Origin of the sequence: Streptomyces sp. NPDC092296, assembly GCF_044755465.1 — a bacterium.
Lineage (GTDB): Bacteria > Actinomycetota > Actinomycetes > Streptomycetales > Streptomycetaceae > Peterkaempfera.
This window is the reverse complement of the sequence record NZ_JBIVRB010000010.1, coordinates 19,191-36,175: the sequence shown is the minus strand read 5'-3', so window position 1 is coordinate 36,175 and position 16,985 is coordinate 19,191. Positions and strand designations below refer to the sequence as shown.

The window sequence follows — 16,985 nt, the reverse complement described above, 5'->3', positions numbered from 1 at the left end:
GCGCCGGGCCGGGCGGGGAGGGTTGGTCGTCCCGCTCTCACTGCCGGTCCAGGACCGGGTCGTGCGTCAGGATCGAGTGGTAGACGCCGGAGAGCCGATGGCCGGGCTCCAGGCCCAGTTCCCGCACCAGCCAGCTGCGGGTGCGGTGGAAGACGTCCAGCGCCTCGGTCTGCCGGCCGTCGCGGTACAGGGCCTGCATCAGCTGCTCGCTGAACCGCTCCCGGCCCGGGTGCAGCTGGGTGAGCTGGCGCAGCTCGGGGATGACGCTGCGGATTCGCCCCACCGCCAGCTTGGCGGCGATCAGGTCCTCCCGGACGCTCAGCCGCTGCTCGTCGAGGTGGTGGGCCTCCAGCTGGAGCCGGGGGCTGTCGTAGAGGTCGAAGAGTGCCGGGCCGCGCCACAGGCGCAGCGCCTGTTCCAGCAGGGCTATGGCCTCCTCGTGGCTGGTGCCGACCTCCATCGCGCCGCGTTCGGCCAGGGAGAGGAAGAGATGGGAGTCCACCGCCTCTGGCGGCAGCTCCAGCACATAGCTCTCGCTGAGGGTGCGGACCACCCGGCCGGTGCCGCTGTCCGTGATCGACTCCAGGAACCGGCGCAGTCGGCCGATGTTGGCCTGGAGGGCGTTGCGGGAGTTCCCCATCCGCCGGTCCGGCCAGAGTTGGTCGATGAGGTGGTCGACGCCCACCGGCTCGCCGGGCGTCAGGGCGAGCAGGGCGAGGACGGTGCGTACGCGTTTGGAGGGCAGCCGGTACAGCTGATCCCCCGACTGCACCGCCAGCGAACCGAGTATCTGTACCTCCATGGACAGGCTTCCCCTTCGGAGCGGACGGACTCGGCGGGCTCAGGGCATCGACACGTGCACGGTGCAGTCCACGCCGGGCCGGTGCCGGCTGACCCGTGGGCCGCCCTCCGCCGTCCACGTGGGCTCGGCCGCCGCCCCGACCGGCTGACGTGCGATCAGATACTGGTCGTCCGCCTCGAAGGTGGCCGGGGGGTGGTCCTGCTGTGAGCAGGATCACCCCCCGGTCTATGGAAGACATATAATCGACATCAGGTCAGTCGACCCGCCCGCTCGGACCGGTCTCGTTCAGATACGCCTCCGCCAGCAGCTCCGAGAGGTAGGCGGCGTGTCCGGGCCCTTCGGCCAGGTAGCCACGGGCGCCCAGCAAGCGAACCTGGGCCCGGTCGGTGACGGTGAGCTGGCGGTGCAGGTCGCCCAGCGTGCCCGCGTCCAGCGGGTCGGCGCCTGCGGCCTCCAGGGTCTCCCGCAGCTCCAGGTGCTCCCCGACGGTGTCCGCGATCGCGCCCTTGACGAGCTGCTGCCGCAGCAGCGGGGCGCCGCCGACGTTGCGGGTCGCGAGGTAGGCCATCACCTGCCGGCAGAGCCACTGCGAGAGGCCGAGCCGCAGCCAGGCCAGCCCCTGGGTGAACCCCTCCGGCGCGGGTGGCGGCGGGTCCGCTGCCCCGTCACGCAGGCGCAGCAGTGTCACCGACCCGCCGGGCAGCGGCACCGTGTCCAGCACCGTGGCGCCGTCGGGCAGCGGAGCGACGTCCGTGCCGGGCAGCACCGCATGGCCGCGTGGTCCGTACGGCGGGCCGGCCGGGCCCTGCGGCGCGCAGAGCAGGGCCAACGCGGGGGCCAGTCCCTCCTCGCGGGCCGCGGTGTGGACCCGGGACCAGAGGTCCGGGCCGTTCACGCCGAGTCCGGCGTCGGCCGGAGCAGGCAGATCGCCAGGTCCCCGCTGTCCGGGTCCCGGTCGATCAGAGCCGCCGGGCGGCGCAGCGGCAGTTCCGCCGAGGCCGCGAGGTCGGCCCAGAGGCCGACGGCCGGGAAGCCCGTGGCGGAGCGGTGCGCCGCCGACCCGGCGGGCAGGTCGCGGTCCGGGTCGATGCCCGGCCCGACCAGCAGGGTGGTGGGACCGATGTCCGCCAGTTGCTCGGCCAGCGTGTCGCGGACCCGCTCGGCGGCGACGCCGGGGAGCACCCTCGGCTCGGGCACGGCGAGCGTCCCGGTCCGGTTGAGCAGCAGCGCGATGCCCGCGTCACCGGCGAGCCGCCGCCCCGTCTCGTACGGCAGCGTCGCCTGGTCCAGCAGGAGGACCAGGGCCCGCTCCAGTCCGTGCCGCGCGGCGTACGCCTGGGCCAGCCGGAGTGCGGTGAGCGGGGTGCAGCAGCCCTGCTCGGAGACGCCGAAGGCGAGCGGCCCGGCCGGCCACGCGTCGGAGAGGTAGGTGGTCGCGGCCGATCGGCAGTCCAGGTCCGGGGTCACATGGCCGACCACGGCCACCTGGATCTCGGCGGCGTCGGGGCCCAGGGCCTCCACCAGTTCACGGGACATCGTCGCGAAGGTGTTGCCCGTACCCCCCGGGGCGAGGTCCGGCCGGTAGTCCCGGCCGTAGGCCCCGGCGATGTCGGTGAAGTGCCGGGTGGAGAACTCGTCGTCGATGCGGGACTCACCCGGGCCGAACGCGCGGTGGACGACCCGCGCCAGGCGCAGCGGTGCGGAGTGCTGTGTGTCGGTCCCGGACGGCGTCAGCAGCGGTGCGGTTGCCTGATACATCGTCAGCTGCTCATCTCCGCGAGCAGGAAGTCCGCCAGGGAGCCGAGGCTCTCGAAGTGCCGCATCTCCAGGTTGTCGGTGTCCAGCTCGATGCCGAGGGCTTCCTCCAGCTCCATCAGCAGCTCGAAGACGCCGTTGGAGTCCAGGCCGACCTGGTCGAAGAGGCGGGACTCCTCGGTGAGGGCGGGCAGTCCGTCGCCGAGGACGACGACGAGGGAGCGGCCGATGACGCCGATCACCTCGGCGCGGTCGGGGGTGTGGGTGCTGGTCTCGGTCATGGCGGTGTCTCCGGTTCTCGGTGGGTGTGCGGGTGTGTGCGGCGGCGCCGGCTCGGTGCCTCGCCGGTGGGGACGGCGCCGGTCAGCCGGCCGGGCTCGCGGTGAGGTCGGCCGGCTCACCGAGGTCGGCGAGCTGCTGCCGGTCCAGCAGGTCCTCCGCCCGGTCCCGTCGGCGGACCAGGTGGGCGCGGCCCCGCCAGACCAGGACCTCCGCCGGGTGGCCGTGGCTGAGGAAGAGGACCGGCGAGGCGCTGGGCCCGTAGGCGCCCGAGCGCCCCACGCCGATCAGGTCGCCGGCCCGGAGCGGCGGGAGCAGCGCCCGCTTGCCCAGGGTGTCGCTGGGGGTGCACAGCGGACCGGTGATGTTCCACAGCTCGGTCGGCGGCTCGTCCAGCCGGTTGAGCACGGCCAGCGGGAAGTTGCGCTTGATGAAGGAGCCGATGCCCACGGCCGCCATGTGGTGGTTGGTGCCGCCGTCGGCCACCGCGAACCGCTGGCCCATGGACTCCTTCACATAGCGCACCCGGGTGACATAGGTGCCCGCCTCCGCCGTCAGGTAGCGGCCGAGCTCCATCACCAGCCGGACCCCGGGGTGCCGGTCCGCGAACGCCGCGATCAACGGGTTGATCCCGGTGGCCAGTTCGGCCGGGTCCAGGTCCTCCTCCCCCTCGAAGTACGCCACGCCCAGGCCGCCGCCGACGTCCACCAGCTCCAGCGGGAAGCCCAGCCGGGTCGAGACGCGCTCCGCCAGCGCGAGAATCCGCTCGGTGTTCTCCACCACCGCACCGGCGGCGAGGATTCTGGTTCCCATATAGGTCTGGATGCCCACCAGCCGGACGTGCCGGTGGCGGTCGGCCAGGTCGGACGCGGCCAGCAACTGGGCCTCGTCGATGCCGAACTGCCGTGGCTTGCCGCCCATGGTCAGTCCCGACCCCTTCACCGCGAACTCGGGGTTGACCCGCAGCGCGACCCGGGCGACGATCCCCCGCCGGGCGGCCAGCTCGTCGATGAGGGCCAGTTCGCCGAAGGACTCGCAGACGATCGCGAAGACGCCCTCGTCCAGGCAGGCTTCCAACTCCTCGACGCTCTTGCCGGGGCCCAGGAAGAGGATGTCCTCCGGCGCCACCCCGGCCGCCCGCGCGGTGCGCAGCTCGACCAGCGAGGAGATCTCGGCGTTGGCGCCGAACGTGTGGAGCAGCGCGCAGACCGAGACGTTGGGATTGGCCTTGAGCGAGTAGAAGATCTCCAGCCGGGGATGGAGCAGCGCGCGGAGCGAGCTGACCCGGTCCCGCAGGGCCTCGCCGTCGTAGAGGTACAGCGGGGTGCCGAACTCCTCGGCGATATCGGTGATCACGAGGCCCTGGACCTCGAATTCAGCGGGCACCGGCTACTCCTTCCGCCGCGAGTCGGGCGCTCACGCCCTCGTCGATCTCGGTCAGTTCGGCGGCCGAGCCGGCCACCACCATGGCGTACAGGCGGCCGTCGAAGGACTCGCCCGGCCGGAGGTCCCGGCCGGCGTTGACGGTCGCGAAGTTGTTGACCAGCAGGCCGGTGCCGCCCGGCCGGTCCAGCACCAGCCCGTCCAGCACGGTGCGGAGCCGGTCGAAGCCCAGCTCCGCGTCGAGGCGCAGCGGGTAGTGCCGGGCGAGGGCCACCTGGTCCGGCCCCAGCAGCTCCTCCTGGAGGCGGGCCTGATAGGTGGACATGTTGTTGCGGGCGTTGATCTCGACCACGGGCAGGACGCCCCCGTCGGCGGTGAGCAGGGCGTCCACGCCCACCACTCCGTGGTAGCCGTCGGCGGCCAGCAGCGGGCCGAGCAGGGTCGCCACCTCGACGATCGCGGCCGACTGCGGGTCGGTCAGCCGGGCCGGGAAGCGGTGGCCCTTGTGCACACCGCCCTCGGTCAGCGCCTGCTTGACGAAGTCGAAGTGGACCGATCCGTCCTTGCCCACGGTGAACTGGTAGTTGAGGTCGCCGAGGTTCTCGACCCACTCCTCCACCACGAAGGCGATCCGGTCGCGCCCCGAGCGGCGTGCCTGGGCGGCGACCATGGTCAGGATCCGGTCCATCCGGCGTTCGCTGTCAAGCATGGTGATGCCCTTGCCGGAGACCCCGAACGCCTCCTTGACCACGGTGCGGCGGCCCTCGCCCAGCAGCTTGCGGGCGTGCTCGAAGGCCTGGGCCAGCTCGTCGAGGGTCTCGCAGGCCCAGCCGGGGGCGAGCCGCAGGCCCAGCTGCTCGGCCAGCCGGCGGCTGTAGATCTTGCTGTTGACGCGTTTGCAGAGCTCGGCGCCGGGCGTCGCCAGCGGCAGGCCGGCGCGCTCGGCGAGCCGTTTCTCCGCCGCAGAGGTACCGTGCGGCAGCAGCCGCGCCCCGGAGCGGCCCAGCGAGCCGAGCCGCTCCAGCAGCTCCGGATCGTCGAGGGCGTCGAGGGTGACGGTCCGCTCCGGTCGGCGGCAGTGCTCCGCCACCGCATGGATCTGCGGCAGCTGAAGCCCCAGGGCGGTCAGATAGGCGAGGTAGGCCGGGTCGGGGGCCGACTTGAGGACCACATGGTCCTGCTCGCCCGCGAGCAGGAGCGTGAACTCGTCCATCCGGTTGACCACGGCGGCGCCGGAGTCCGCCGAGAAGCGCGGCAGGGTGAGTTCCTCGGCTGACCAGGCCTCCTCGACCTCGAAGTTGCCCAGCAGCACCAGCGGTGCCCCTGGGGCGCCCAGCGCGGTCCTGAGCCGGTCGGTGAAGCGGGGGAAGCGGGCGGCCCGGCTGACGGTGTCGGTCATCGTCCCTCCTACGTTCAGTGCTGCAGGACCATGGCCGCGAACGCCTGTCCCAGCCCGGCAGAGGTCATCAGGTACCGGTCGCCCGGCTGGAGCCGGCCCAGCTCTCGTGCGCTCCGGTGGTTGATGAAGGGATCGGCGCAGAAGCAGTGCCCCGTGGCGGCGATGTTGTCCAGGAAGAGCTTCTCCTGCGGCAGGCCGAGCCGGTCCCCGGCGACCGTCCAGGAGACCCGGTTGACGTTGTGCGGCAGCACGAGGTCCAGATCGTCCACGGTGATCCCGGCCTGCTCGCAGGCGGCCTGCACGACCTCCGCCAAGGCGTCCTGGTAGATCTTCCGGGCCTGCTTGGCGAGGTCCGGGGTCATGTCGATCTGACCGTCCGGGCGGCCGTGGATCCGGCTCGCGTAGCCGAGGATGCGGTCCCGGGTGCCACCGGCCGCGACCAGGGCCACGGCGACGCCCTCGCCCATGATGGAGACGTCGGCCACCCACTGGGAGAACGGGGTCAGCGTCTTGTCCCCGAGGAGCACCAGCGCCAGGGCGTCCGGGTCGCCGTCCTGCGCCAGCAGCGTCGCGGCCACGTCCAGGGCGAGCAGCCCCGTCGCGCAGCCGTGGTCCTCCACCGCGAAGGTCCGGGCGCGGGAGAGGCCCATCACCTGCCGGAACTCCTGCACGGGGTTGCGCGGATAGGGCGCGGTGGTACGCAACCCCTTGGCCCGGACGATGTAGCGCACGTCCTCCTCGCGGCCGGCCAGTTCGTCCAGCTTGCCGGCGGCGGCGACCAGCAGGTCGACCTCCGACGCGGCGGACTGGCAGATCCGGTCCAGGCCGTAGAGCCGGGTGAACCGGCGCACCTGCTGATCGCTCAGCGCCAACCGGTCCTGGAGCCCGGAGACCGGGATGGTCTCCGGGAGATGGCTGGAGATCGCCAGCAGCGCTGGCGATCCCGGGGCACCGGGCTGTTTCATGGACGACCTCCGCCTCCGACCGCATGGTTCGGCCCTGACCGGCAGGCTAGGCGGCCGGGCTGACCGCGCCCTGACGGCGGACTGACTCGCGGCGGACTGACTCGCGGCGGACCGACTCGCGGCCGACTGGCCGGTGGCGGAGGTCAGTTGCCCGTCAGTGTGCCGTCAGCGGCGGCACCAAGGATGAGTCGCAGTCGATCCTCACCCGGCAGGAGAGCAGAATGACGCAAGCCCCCTCCCTTGTGCTGCCGCTCTCCGCCGGGCAGGCGGACATCTGGTTCGACGAGAAGCTCGGCGGGGCCGGCGCCCACTACAACACCGCCGGCTACCTGGACATCCGTGGTCCGCTGCGCATCGACGCCTTCCGCCGCGCGGTGGCCGGGCTGGTCCAGGAGGCGGAGTGCATGCGGGCCCGGATCGTCGAGGTGGACGGGGCACTGCGGCAGGTGGTGGAACCGGTCACCGAACTCCCCTTCCGCACCGCCGAGCTGCCGGACGAGGAGGCGGCGCACGCGTGGATGCGCGACGACCTCGCCACGCCCTTCGACCGGGAGCACGGCCCGCTGGTCCGCTTCGCGCTGATCCACTGCGGCGAACAGCGCTCCTTCTTCTACATGTGCATCCACCACCTGCTCTGCGACGGCTACAGCCAGGTGCTCTTCTGGGACAGGCTGACCGAGCTGTATGAGGCCGAGCTGTATGAGGCCGAGCCGGACGGGGCCGAGCCGGACGGGGCCCCGGGGGGCGACGGCGGGAAGCGCCTGCCTCCCCTGCGGCAACTGCTCGACAGGGAGGCCGCCTACCAGGGCTCGGCCCACCAGGCACGGGACCTGGCCTACTGGCGTCGCCGCTTCCCGCAGCCCCCGGAGCCGGTGAGTCTGGCCGCGCCGGGCGGCACGGCCGGCGCGGGCTTCCTGCGCAGCCGCTGCGAACTGCCGCCCGAGGTGGCCGACCGGCTGCGCGCCCTGGCCCGGGAGGCCGCGGTCACCTGGCCGACCGTGGTGATGGCCGCCGTCGCCGTCTACACCTGGAAGTACACCGGGCGGCGCGACGTCCTGCTGACCGTTCCGGCCACCGCCCGGGTCGGCGCGACGATGCGCGCGGTGCCCGGGATGGTCGCGAACACGCTGCCGCTGGGGCTGCGCATCGACGACCGGAGCACCCGCCGTGAGCTGCTCTCCCAGGTCTCGCGCGAGTTCAACGCGCTGATCACGCACCAGCGGCTGCGGGTGAGCCGCATCCGCCGTGAGATCGGGCTGCGCAGTGACGACCACCGCCCGTTCGGGCCGCTGGTGAACATCCTGCCGCAGCGGACCGAACTGCGCCTCGGTGACTGCGAGGTGACGGTACACAACCTGTCGACCGGCCTGATCGACGACTTCGAGCTCACCCTCGTCCAGGCACCCGGGGGCGGCCTGACGATCCATCTCAGCGGCAACGACGGCCGTCACGACCAGGCCGCGATGGACGCCCACGCGCGCCGACTGGCCGAACTGCTCACCCGGTTCGCCGGGCCGGACGCGGCGGCGCCGCTCGCGCGGCTCCGCGTCGACGAGCCGGCCCGCGACGCGCGGCCGACCGCGGTGGGCCCCCGGGTCGAGGAGAGCGGCGGGCACCTGGTGGAGCGCGTACGACTGACCGCCGCCGCCTACCCCGACGCGATCGCCGTCGTGGCCCCGGAGGGAGAGCTGACCTACGCCGCCCTGGTGCGCCGGGCGGGAGCACTCTCCCGCTCCCTGGGCACGGGCGGACCGGCCGACGGGGCGCACCGCCGTCCCGGCCTGGTCGCCGTGCTGGCCCGGCCCGGCCTGGACTTCATCACCGCCGTGTGCGGTGTGCTCGGGGCGGGCGGGGTCTACCTCCCGTTCGACGTCGACGCCCCCGAGGCCCGGCTGGTCCCGATGCTGTCGCGCAGCGGCGCCGGTTCGATCCTCGCCGACCGGGAGCACCTGGCGCAGGCCCGCGCCCTGGCCCGGGAGGCCGGCGGCGGGGTCCGGGTGATCCTCCTGGACGGCGCCGAACTGCCCGAGGACGAGCTGCCCGCACCGTGCGGCGCGGCCGACGAGCCGGCCTACGTCATCCACACCTCCGGCTCCACCGGCCGGCCCAAGGGTGCGATGGTCCACCACGCGGGCATGCTCAACCACCTGCTGGCCAAGGTCGATGCGCTGGAGCTGACCGAGGCGGACACCGTCGTCCAGAACGCACCCGTGACCTTTGACGTCTCCGTCTGGCAGATGCTCGCCCCGCTGCTGGTGGGGGCCCGGGTCCGGGTCGTGGACCGGGACACCGCCGCCGACCCCGAGCTGCTCTTCCCGCTGACCGCCGGCGAGCCCTTGACCGTGCTGGAGGTCGTCCCCTCCCTGCTGCGTGCCGCCCTGGACGCCTGGGACGAGACCGGCGCCGCACCGGCACTGGGCCGACTGCGATACCTGGTGGTCACCGGCGAGGCGCTGCCCTCGGACCTGGTGGTCCGGTGGACGCGGCGCTATCCGGACATCCCGCTGCTCAACGCCTACGGCCCCACCGAGTGCTCGGACGACGTGACGCACGCCCTGCTCACGGGCGAGTCCGAACTCCCGGGGCCCACCGCGCCGATCGGCCTGCCGCTGCGCAACACCACGCTCTACGTGCTGGACGACGACCTGCGCCCGGTCCCGCCGGGCCGGCCGGGAGAGCTCCATGTCGCCGGTACCGGCGTCGGTCTCGGCTACCTCGACGATCCGGGCCGGACCGCGGTCTCCTTCCTGGCCGACCCCTTCGGCCCGCCCGGCAGCCGGATGTACCGCACCGGTGACCGCGTCGTCCAACTGCCCGACGGCCGCCTCCGGTTCCTCGACCGGGGCGACCGGCAGGTGAAGATCCGTGGCCACCGGATCGAGCCGGGCGAGGTCGAGGCGGCGCTACGCGGCCTGCCCGATGTGGCGGACGCCGTGGTCCGCGTGGTCGACGACGCCGGGGGCCGCAGGCAACTGGCCGGCTGGGTGGTGCCCGTCGCGGACGCCTCGCCCGACCCCGCCGGACTGCGGCTCCGCCTCGCCGCACTGCTTCCCGCGTACCTGCTCCCGGCTCAGCTGGCGGTGCTCCCGGAGTTCCCGCTCACCGCACACGGCAAGGTCGACCGCATGGCGCTGTCCCTGCCGGGCCCGGCGGCACCGCCCCCCGCAAGGGTCGCGCGCAGCCGCTACGAGGACGTCCTGTGCACCGTGCTCGCCGAGGTCCTGGGTGTGCCGGAGGTGGGCGCGGAGGAGAGCTTCTTCCAGCTCGGCGGCGACAGTATCAGCTCCATCCAGGTGGTCAGCCGCGCCCGCCTGGCCGGTCTGGCGATCACCGCCCGTGACGTCTTCGACTACCGCACACCCCGGGCCATCGCGGAGGTGGCCGAAGCCGTCCCGGGCGGGCCGGCACCGCAGCCGGCCGACGCCGGGCGCGAGGTCGGGGCCGACACCGAGGAGACCGTGGGCGAGCTCGAACTCCTGCCGATCGTGCACCAACTGCGCGAGACGCTGACGGGGGCCGACTCCCGCACCGTGGCCGAGTACAGCCAGCACGTCGTGGTCCGGCTGCCCGACGCGGTCGACGCCGCGCGGCTGACGGTCGCGCTCCAGGCACTGATCGACCGGCATCCCGCCTTGCGGCAGCGGTTGACCGTCCCGGCCGAGGGGCTGTGGACGCTGGAGACGCTGCCGGCCGCCGAGGTCCGCGCCGAGCGGCTGCTCACCGTCGCGGCGTCCGCCGACGGACCGGCCGCAGCCGCAGCGTCCGCCGACAGGCCGGCCGCAACGGCTGCGGAGCAGGAGCGGTCGCTCGCGCGGGCGCGCGCCCTGCTGGACCCGGAGTCCGGCGTCGTACTGCGCGCGGTCCTGCTGCCCCGGACCGAGGACCGGCCCGCCCGGCTGCTGCTGGTCGGCCACCACCTGGCCGTGGACGGGGTCTCCTGGCGGGTCCTGCTCAGCGACCTGCGGACCGTCTGGGAGGACATCGCAGCGGGACGGGTTCCGCGCACCGCGCCCGTACCCACCTCGCCGCACCGATGGGCGGCCGCCCTGGGAAGGGAGGCACGCACCCGGGCCCGCTTGGGCGAACTCCCGCTCTGGCGTGAGCAGTCGGCGGCCGGACCGGTCCTCTTCGGTGATCGGGTGCTCGATCCGGCCGCCGACCTGCGGGCCACGGCGGTCCGGCATCGCGTCGAGCTGCCCACCGCGCTGACGGCGGAACTGCTCACCGCCGTGCCCACCGCGTTCCACGCCGAGGTCAACGACGTGCTGTTGGCCGGGCTGGTCCTGGCGGCGGCCGAGTGGCGCGGCCGCCGTGGGCTGCCTGCGGCGGACCTGCTGGTCGAGGTCGAGGGCCACGGGCGCGAACAGCTCCCCGACGGCCTGGACCTGTCGCGCACCGTCGGCTGGCTGACCAGCGCGTTCCCGATCAGGCTCGGCGCGGGGGAGGTGACCGCCGGGGCGAGCGCGGTGCTCAAGAGCGTCAAGGAGCGGCTGCGGGCCCTGCCCGACCACGGGCTCGGCTTCGGCCTGCTGCGCCACCTCAACCCGCAGACCCAGCCGGTGCTGGCGCGGGGCGCGGTGCCACCGGTCGGCTTCAACTACCTCGGCCGCTTCGCCACCAGCGCTGCGGGCGACTGGGCTCCGGTCGGCGGGGCGGGGCAGGTCGGCGGGGAGGCGGCGGTCGGCCTGGGCGCGGCCCCGACCACCCCGCTGCGCCACCTGGTCGAGCTCTCCTCGGTGACCGAGGACCGGACCGAGGGCCCGGTCCTCGTGACGGAGTGGGAGTGGGCCGGGCGGCTGCTGGACCGCGCGGAGGTCGAGGAGCTGGCCGCCTGCTGGACCGCCGCCCTGGAGGCCCTGGCCGCCCAGGCCCGCGCCGGCGGCGACGGCGGCCGCACCCCCTCCGACTTCCCGCTGCTGCGCCTGGCACAGGCCGAGGTGGAGCGGTTCCAGCGGGCGGTCGGCCCGCTCACCGACGTACTGCCGACCACCCCGTTGCAGCAGGGCCTGTACTTCCAGGCCGGCTTCGACCGGGAGGGCCTTGACCCGTACACCCTCCAGATCGCGGTGGACGTCGAGGGCCGGCTCGACACGGCGCTGCTGCGGCGCTGCGCCGAGGCGCTGCTGCGCCGGCACCCGAATCTGCGCGGGGCCTTCCTGAAGGGCGACGACGGCGAACCGCTGCTGGTGGTGCCGGAACGGGTGCGCCTGCCCTGGGCGGAGAGCGACCTCCGCGCCCTCGGCCCCGACGGACGGCGCGCCGCGCTCCGGGAGGCGACCGAGCAGGAGCTCTGCCGCCGCTTCGACCTGGACGCGCCACCGCTGATCCGGTTCCGGGTGCTGCGCCTGGGAGCCGAGCGGTACCGGCTGATGTGGAGCGTCCACCACGCCCTGGTGGACGGCTGGTCCATGGCGCTGTTCGCGCAGGAGCTGTTCACCCTGTACGCGGCCGGCGCCGACCCGGCGTCCCTGCCGCCCGCCGTGCCCTACGGCGACTACGCCGCCTGGCTGGCCACCGCCGACGACGAGGCCGGACGGGCGGCCTGGCAGGCCGCGCTGGCCGGCGTGGAGGAGCCGAGCCTGCTGCTCCCGGCCGACCGCAGCGGTCCGGCCCGGCTGCCGCGTCAGCTCTCCACCCAGGTGGACGAGGAGCTCTCGGCACGGCTGGCGGCCTGGGCCCGCAGCCACGGGCTCACCCTCAACACCGTCTTCCAGGGCGCGTGGGCGCTGGTGCTGGGCGACCTGACCGGCCGCCGGGACGTGATCTTCGGCGCGGTCAACTCCGGCCGCCCCGCCGAGCTGCCCGGCGTGGAGGCGATCGTCGGCTCCTTCCTCAACACGCTGCCGGTGCGGGTCCGCCTGGAACCGGGGTGCACGGCGGTGGAGCTGCTGCGCGCGCTACAGGAGCGCCAGTTCGAGCTGGCGGACCACCAGGAGACCGGGCTGGCGGAGATCCAGCAGCTCGCGGGGGTGGGCGACCTGTTCGACACCGTGGTGAACTTCAACAACTACCCCCTGGCCGATGTGAGCAGCCTTGCGGGGCTGGTGCCCGGTCTGCGCTTCCTGAGCGGGGAGACCCAGGTCGTCGCCTCGTACCCGTTCGCACTGTCCGTCCACCCGGGGACGGCGCTCCGGCTCCAGGTGCAGTACCGGCCCGGGGCGCTGGACGATGACGCCGCCGAGCGGATCACCGATCGCCTCGTACGCATGCTGGCCGCGCTGGTGGACCACCCGGACACTCCGCTCCGGGAGCTGTCGGCGCTCACCGAGCGGGAGCGGGAAGCCGTCCTCGGCGGCTGGGCCGGCCGCGCCGCCGACGCGCCGGCGACGACCGTCCCCGCGCTGTTCGAGCGCTGGGCGGCCAGGCGCCCCGAAGCGCCCGCCGTGCTGTTCCGGGGGGAGGCCATGAGCTATGCGCGGCTCGACGCGCGGGCCGACCGGCTCGCCGCGCTGCTGGAGGAGCACGGCGTCGGGCCCGGACGGATCGTCGCGATCGCGCTGCCCAGGACGCCGGAGACGGTCGTCGCCATGCTGGCCGTCCACAAGGCCGGAGCCGCCTTCGTCCCGATCGACGCCGGCTACCCGTCGGAGCGCATCGGCTATCTGCTCTCCGACGCGCGACCGCAGTTGCTGCTCACCGCCGAGACGCTGACGGAGGCCCTGCCACGGACCGAGGTGCCGGTGCTCGTCCTGGACGCCCCGGCCACGGCGGCCCGACTCGACGGCGACCCGGCCGGGGGGCCCGCGCGACGCGGACGCGCCGAGCGGCTCGACCCACGGCTCCCCGCCTACCTCATCCACACCTCCGGATCGACCGGGCGGCCCAAGGGCGTCCTGGTGGACCACCGGGGCCTGGCCGCGATGGTCGCCGCGCTCAGCGAGCGGTTCGGGTTGGACCACGGGACCCGGGTGCTGCAGTTCGCCTCCTACGCCTTCGACGCCGCCGTGTGGGAACTCGGCCTGGCGCTGGGCAACGGCGGGACGCTGGTGGTCGCCGAGGACGAGTGCCGGGGCCCCGGCAAGCCGCTGGTGGACCTGATCGACTCGGCCGGGGTCACCCTGGCCGGCCTGCCGCCCATGGTGCTGGCCGGACTGCCCGAGGACGCGGTGCTGCCCGCCGAGCTGACCGTCGCGGTGGCCGGCGAAGCCTGCCCGCCGGAGGTCGTGGAGCGCTGGGCCGACCGGGTGCGGCTGTACAACGGCTACGGGCCCACCGAGGCCGTGGTGGCCGCGACCGTGGCCGGTCCGCTGTCCACGTCCGCCGAACGGCCGCCGATCGGCCGGCCGACCACGGCCCATCGGGTGCACGTCCTGGACGCGGCGCTGCGCCCGGTGCTCCCCGGGGTGCCGGGGGAACTGTACCTGGGCGGCGGGCTGGCCCTCGGCTACCTGGGCCGCCCGGGGCTCACCGCGTCGCGCTTCGTGGCCGACCCCTTCGGCGCCCCCGGCGAGCGGCTCTACCGCACCGGCGACCTGGTGCGCTGGCTCCCCGACGGTCAGCTCGACTTCCTCGGCCGCAGCGACCATCAGGTGCAGTTGCGCGGCTTCCGGATCGAGCCGGGAGAGGTGCAGGCGGCCGTCGGCGCCCACCCTGCGGTCCGCAGCTGCCTGGTGTCGGTCCACCAGGACGCTGCGGGCGAACGGCGGCTGGTGGCGCACGCGGTCACCGAACCGTCCGCCGGTCCCGGGCTGGCCGAGGAGCTGCACCGCCTGGCGGCCGGGACGCTGCCCGAGCACCTGGTGCCCGCCGCCTTCGTCCTGCTGGACGCATGGCCGCTGACCCCGCAGGGCAAGATCGACCGCGCGGCGCTCCCCGCGCCGGACTTCGCCCGGCACGCGGCCGGCAGGAGCCCGCGCAGCCAGCTGGAGGAAATCCTCTGCGGCGTCATCGCCGACGTGCTCGGCCTGGACCGGGTAGGCGCCGACGACGACTTCTTCGCCCTGGGCGGCCACTCACTGCTGGCCACCCGCGTCATCGGACGGGTCCGTACGCTGCTCGGCGTCGAGCTGCCGATCCGGGCGCTGTTCGAGGAGCGCAGCGCCGCCGGGCTGGCCCGCCGAGCGGCCGGCGCCGAGCCCACCCGGCCGGTCGGCCGCCCACGGCCGCGCCAGCACACCGGCGTCGGTCCCCGGGCGCCGCTCTCCCACGCCCAGCACCGGCTCTGGTCCGGCAACCGGGCGGAGTCGAGGGAGAAGACCGGACGCGGCAGCCGGCACGTCCCCCTCGCGCTGCGGATCACCGGGCCGCTGGACGTGGACGCGTTGCAGTCCGCGTTGCGTGACGTGGTGCAGCGGCACGAGGTGCTCCGCTCGGTCTTCCCGGCGCGGCGGGACGTGCCCCACCAGCGCGTGCTGGAGGCCCCGGCGGGCGACCCGCTGCTGGAGCTGACCGAGCTGCCGGAGGAGGAGCTGGCCGCCGCCCTCACCACGGAGGCGCGGCGCGGCTTCGACCTCACCGCCGAGCCCCCGCTGCGGACCCGGCTCTTCGACCTCGGCAGCCACCGCTATGTGCTGGCGCTGACCCTCCACCGGATCGCCTTCGACGGCTGGTCGACCGCCCCACTGCTGCGCGATCTGAGCCTGGCCTACCAGGCACGGACCTCCGGTCTGCCGCCGCGTTGGGCGCCGCTCCCGGTGCAGTACGCGGACTTCTCCACATGGCAGCGGGACGTGCTCGGGACGGCCGCCGACCCCGACAGCGTGCTGTCCCATCAGCTCGCCTACTGGACCGGGGCCCTGGCCGGCCTGCCGGAGCAGCTGGCCCTGCCCACGGACTCGCCCCGGCCCGCCGTCAGCAGCCACAACGCGCAGCGCGTCGACTTCGACGTGGAGCCGGCGCTCTACGCGGCCCTGTCCGCGCTGGCCCGGGAGTCCGGCAGCACCGTGTTCATGGTGGTGCAGGCGGCCCTCTCCGTGCTGCTGGGCAGGCTCGGGGCGGGTGACGACATCCCCCTGGGGAGCCCGGTCTCGGGTCGGACCGATGAGGCACTGGACGGTCTGGTCGGCAACTTCGGCAACACCCTGGTGCTGCGCACCGATCTCGGCGGGGACCCCACCTTCCGGGCGCTGCTGGAGCGGGTGCGCAAGACGGACCTCGCCGCCTACGCGCATCAGGACCTCCCCTTCGAACACCTCGTGGAAGCCCTCGACCCGCCGCGCTCGCCGGGCCGGCACCCGCTGTGCCAGGTGATGCTGGTGCTGCGGAGCGCTGCGGAGCCGCCGGCCGTGCTCCCCGGCCTGGCGGTCCGGGGCGAGCCGGTGGCGTCCGGGGTCACCGAGTTCGACCTGCGGCTCCGGTTCGACGAGGAGTACGCCGACGGGCGGCCGTCGGGACTGCGCGGCCTGCTGGAGTACGCCACCGACCTCTACACCGAGGGCACCGCCCGCCGCCTCACCCGGCAGCTGCTGTCCGTGCTGCGGAGCGTCACGGCCGATCCGGACGCCCGGCTCTCGGCGGTCGGCCTGGCGCAGCCGGGCGAGGCGGCGGCGACGGCACCGCGCATGGCCGACCTGGACCCGTTCGCCACCGTCCTGACGCTGAAGCCGAGCGGGGACCGGCCGCCGCTCTTCTGCGTCCACAGCGGTGTCGGCCTCAGCCTGCCCTACCTCGGGCTGGCCCGGCACATCGGCGCCGAGTACCCGGTCTACGGCCTCCAGTCACCGAGCGTCACGGAACTTGCGCCACCGGCGGGGAGCCTGGGCGAGCTGGCCGCCGAGTACGTCCGGATCATCCGCACGGTCCGCCCGGAGGGTCCCTACCACCTGCTGGGCTGGTCCTTCGGCGGAGCGCTGGCCCACGAGATCGCGGTGCGGCTCCAGGACGCCGGGGCCACGGTCGGCCTGCTGGCCAACCTCGACTCCTACCCGCGCACGGCGGCGGCGGCGGAGGACGACGACCGGTCGCTGCTCGGCCGGCTGGTCGAACCGCTGGGCCGGGACGGGGCGGCCTTCGCGGGCCGGGAGCCGACCCCGGCGGAGGTGGTCGACGCGCTCAGGCGCGGCAACGGCCCGCTGGCGGCGATGGGCGAGGAGCGGGTGCTCGCGATGCTCCGCTCGATGCGGCACCACGGCAGCTTGCTGAACGCCTTCCGACCGCGCACCTTCAAGGGGCGCATGCAGCTCTTCGTGGCCTCGGCGGACCTCGCTGAGGAGCAGGTCGAGCAGCGGGCGGCCCGGTGGCGGCCGCACGTCGCCGGTGGCGTGGACGTGCACCAGGTGCCGTGCGGCCGTGACCGCATGATGCACCGGGACGCGCCGGCGCTGATCGGTAACACCGTCGCCGCGGAGTTGCAGCGGCTCCACATGGCGGCCACCGTCCGGGACGGGGGCCGACCGTGAACCACCTGCCGACCGTGAACCACCTGCCGACCGTGAACCACCTGCCGACCGAGGTGCCGACCGGC

8 protein-coding genes are annotated in these 16,985 nt (G+C 74.3%); 1 reads left to right on the top strand and 7 read right to left on the bottom strand.

The features are described 5' to 3' along the window. Positions 1 to 37: 37 nt before the first annotated feature. The 7 genes from ACIQGZ_RS20875 to ACIQGZ_RS20845 all read right to left on the bottom strand — a co-directional run bounded on the left by ACIQGZ_RS20875 (position 38) and on the right by ACIQGZ_RS20845 (position 6,583). Positions 38 to 802, bottom strand: coding sequence for a BTAD domain-containing putative transcriptional regulator (locus tag ACIQGZ_RS20875; RefSeq protein WP_402603712.1), 765 nt, complete (start codon positions 800 to 802; stop codon positions 38 to 40). Between the two features lie 253 nt (positions 803 to 1,055). Further along, complete coding sequence (locus tag ACIQGZ_RS20870) at positions 1,056 to 1,697, bottom strand: hypothetical protein (RefSeq protein WP_402603710.1); 642 nt, start codon at positions 1,695 to 1,697, stop codon at positions 1,056 to 1,058. Next, entirely contained in the window at positions 1,694 to 2,560 is an 867-nt protein-coding gene (locus ACIQGZ_RS20865; protein ID WP_402603708.1) for a hypothetical protein, read from the bottom strand. The genes ACIQGZ_RS20870 and ACIQGZ_RS20865 overlap by 4 nt, the downstream gene beginning before the upstream one ends. Positions 2,561 to 2,562: 2 nt before the next feature. Beyond that, complete coding sequence (locus ACIQGZ_RS20860) at positions 2,563 to 2,838, bottom strand: phosphopantetheine-binding protein (RefSeq protein ID WP_402603705.1); 276 nt, start codon at positions 2,836 to 2,838, stop codon at positions 2,563 to 2,565. Positions 2,839 to 2,920: 82 nt separating this feature from the next. Then, positions 2,921 to 4,222 carry a diaminopimelate decarboxylase gene (gene lysA / locus ACIQGZ_RS20855; RefSeq protein WP_402603703.1) on the bottom strand — a complete coding sequence of 434 codons (1,302 nt, stop codon included), beginning with the start codon at positions 4,220 to 4,222 and terminating at the stop codon, positions 2,921 to 2,923. Continuing rightward, positions 4,212 to 5,618, bottom strand: a complete 1,407-nt coding sequence (locus tag ACIQGZ_RS20850; RefSeq protein ID WP_402603700.1) for an ATP-grasp domain-containing protein — start codon at positions 5,616 to 5,618, stop codon at positions 4,212 to 4,214. Before ACIQGZ_RS20850 ends, lysA begins: the two co-directional genes overlap by 11 nt. Before the next feature lie 14 nt (positions 5,619 to 5,632). After that, positions 5,633 to 6,583, bottom strand: a complete 951-nt coding sequence (locus ACIQGZ_RS20845; RefSeq protein ID WP_402603698.1) for a 3-oxoacyl-[acyl-carrier-protein] synthase III C-terminal domain-containing protein — start codon at positions 6,581 to 6,583, stop codon at positions 5,633 to 5,635. A 221-nt stretch (positions 6,584 to 6,804) separates the two neighbouring features. On the opposite strand from ACIQGZ_RS20845, the gene ACIQGZ_RS20840 reads away from it, so the two are divergent. Beyond that, the gene (locus tag ACIQGZ_RS20840; RefSeq protein ID WP_402603696.1) at positions 6,805 to 16,920 is read left to right on the top strand and encodes an amino acid adenylation domain-containing protein; all 10,116 of its coding nucleotides are present in this window, start codon (positions 6,805 to 6,807) and stop codon (positions 16,918 to 16,920) included. Positions 16,921 to 16,985 lie beyond the last annotated feature (65 nt).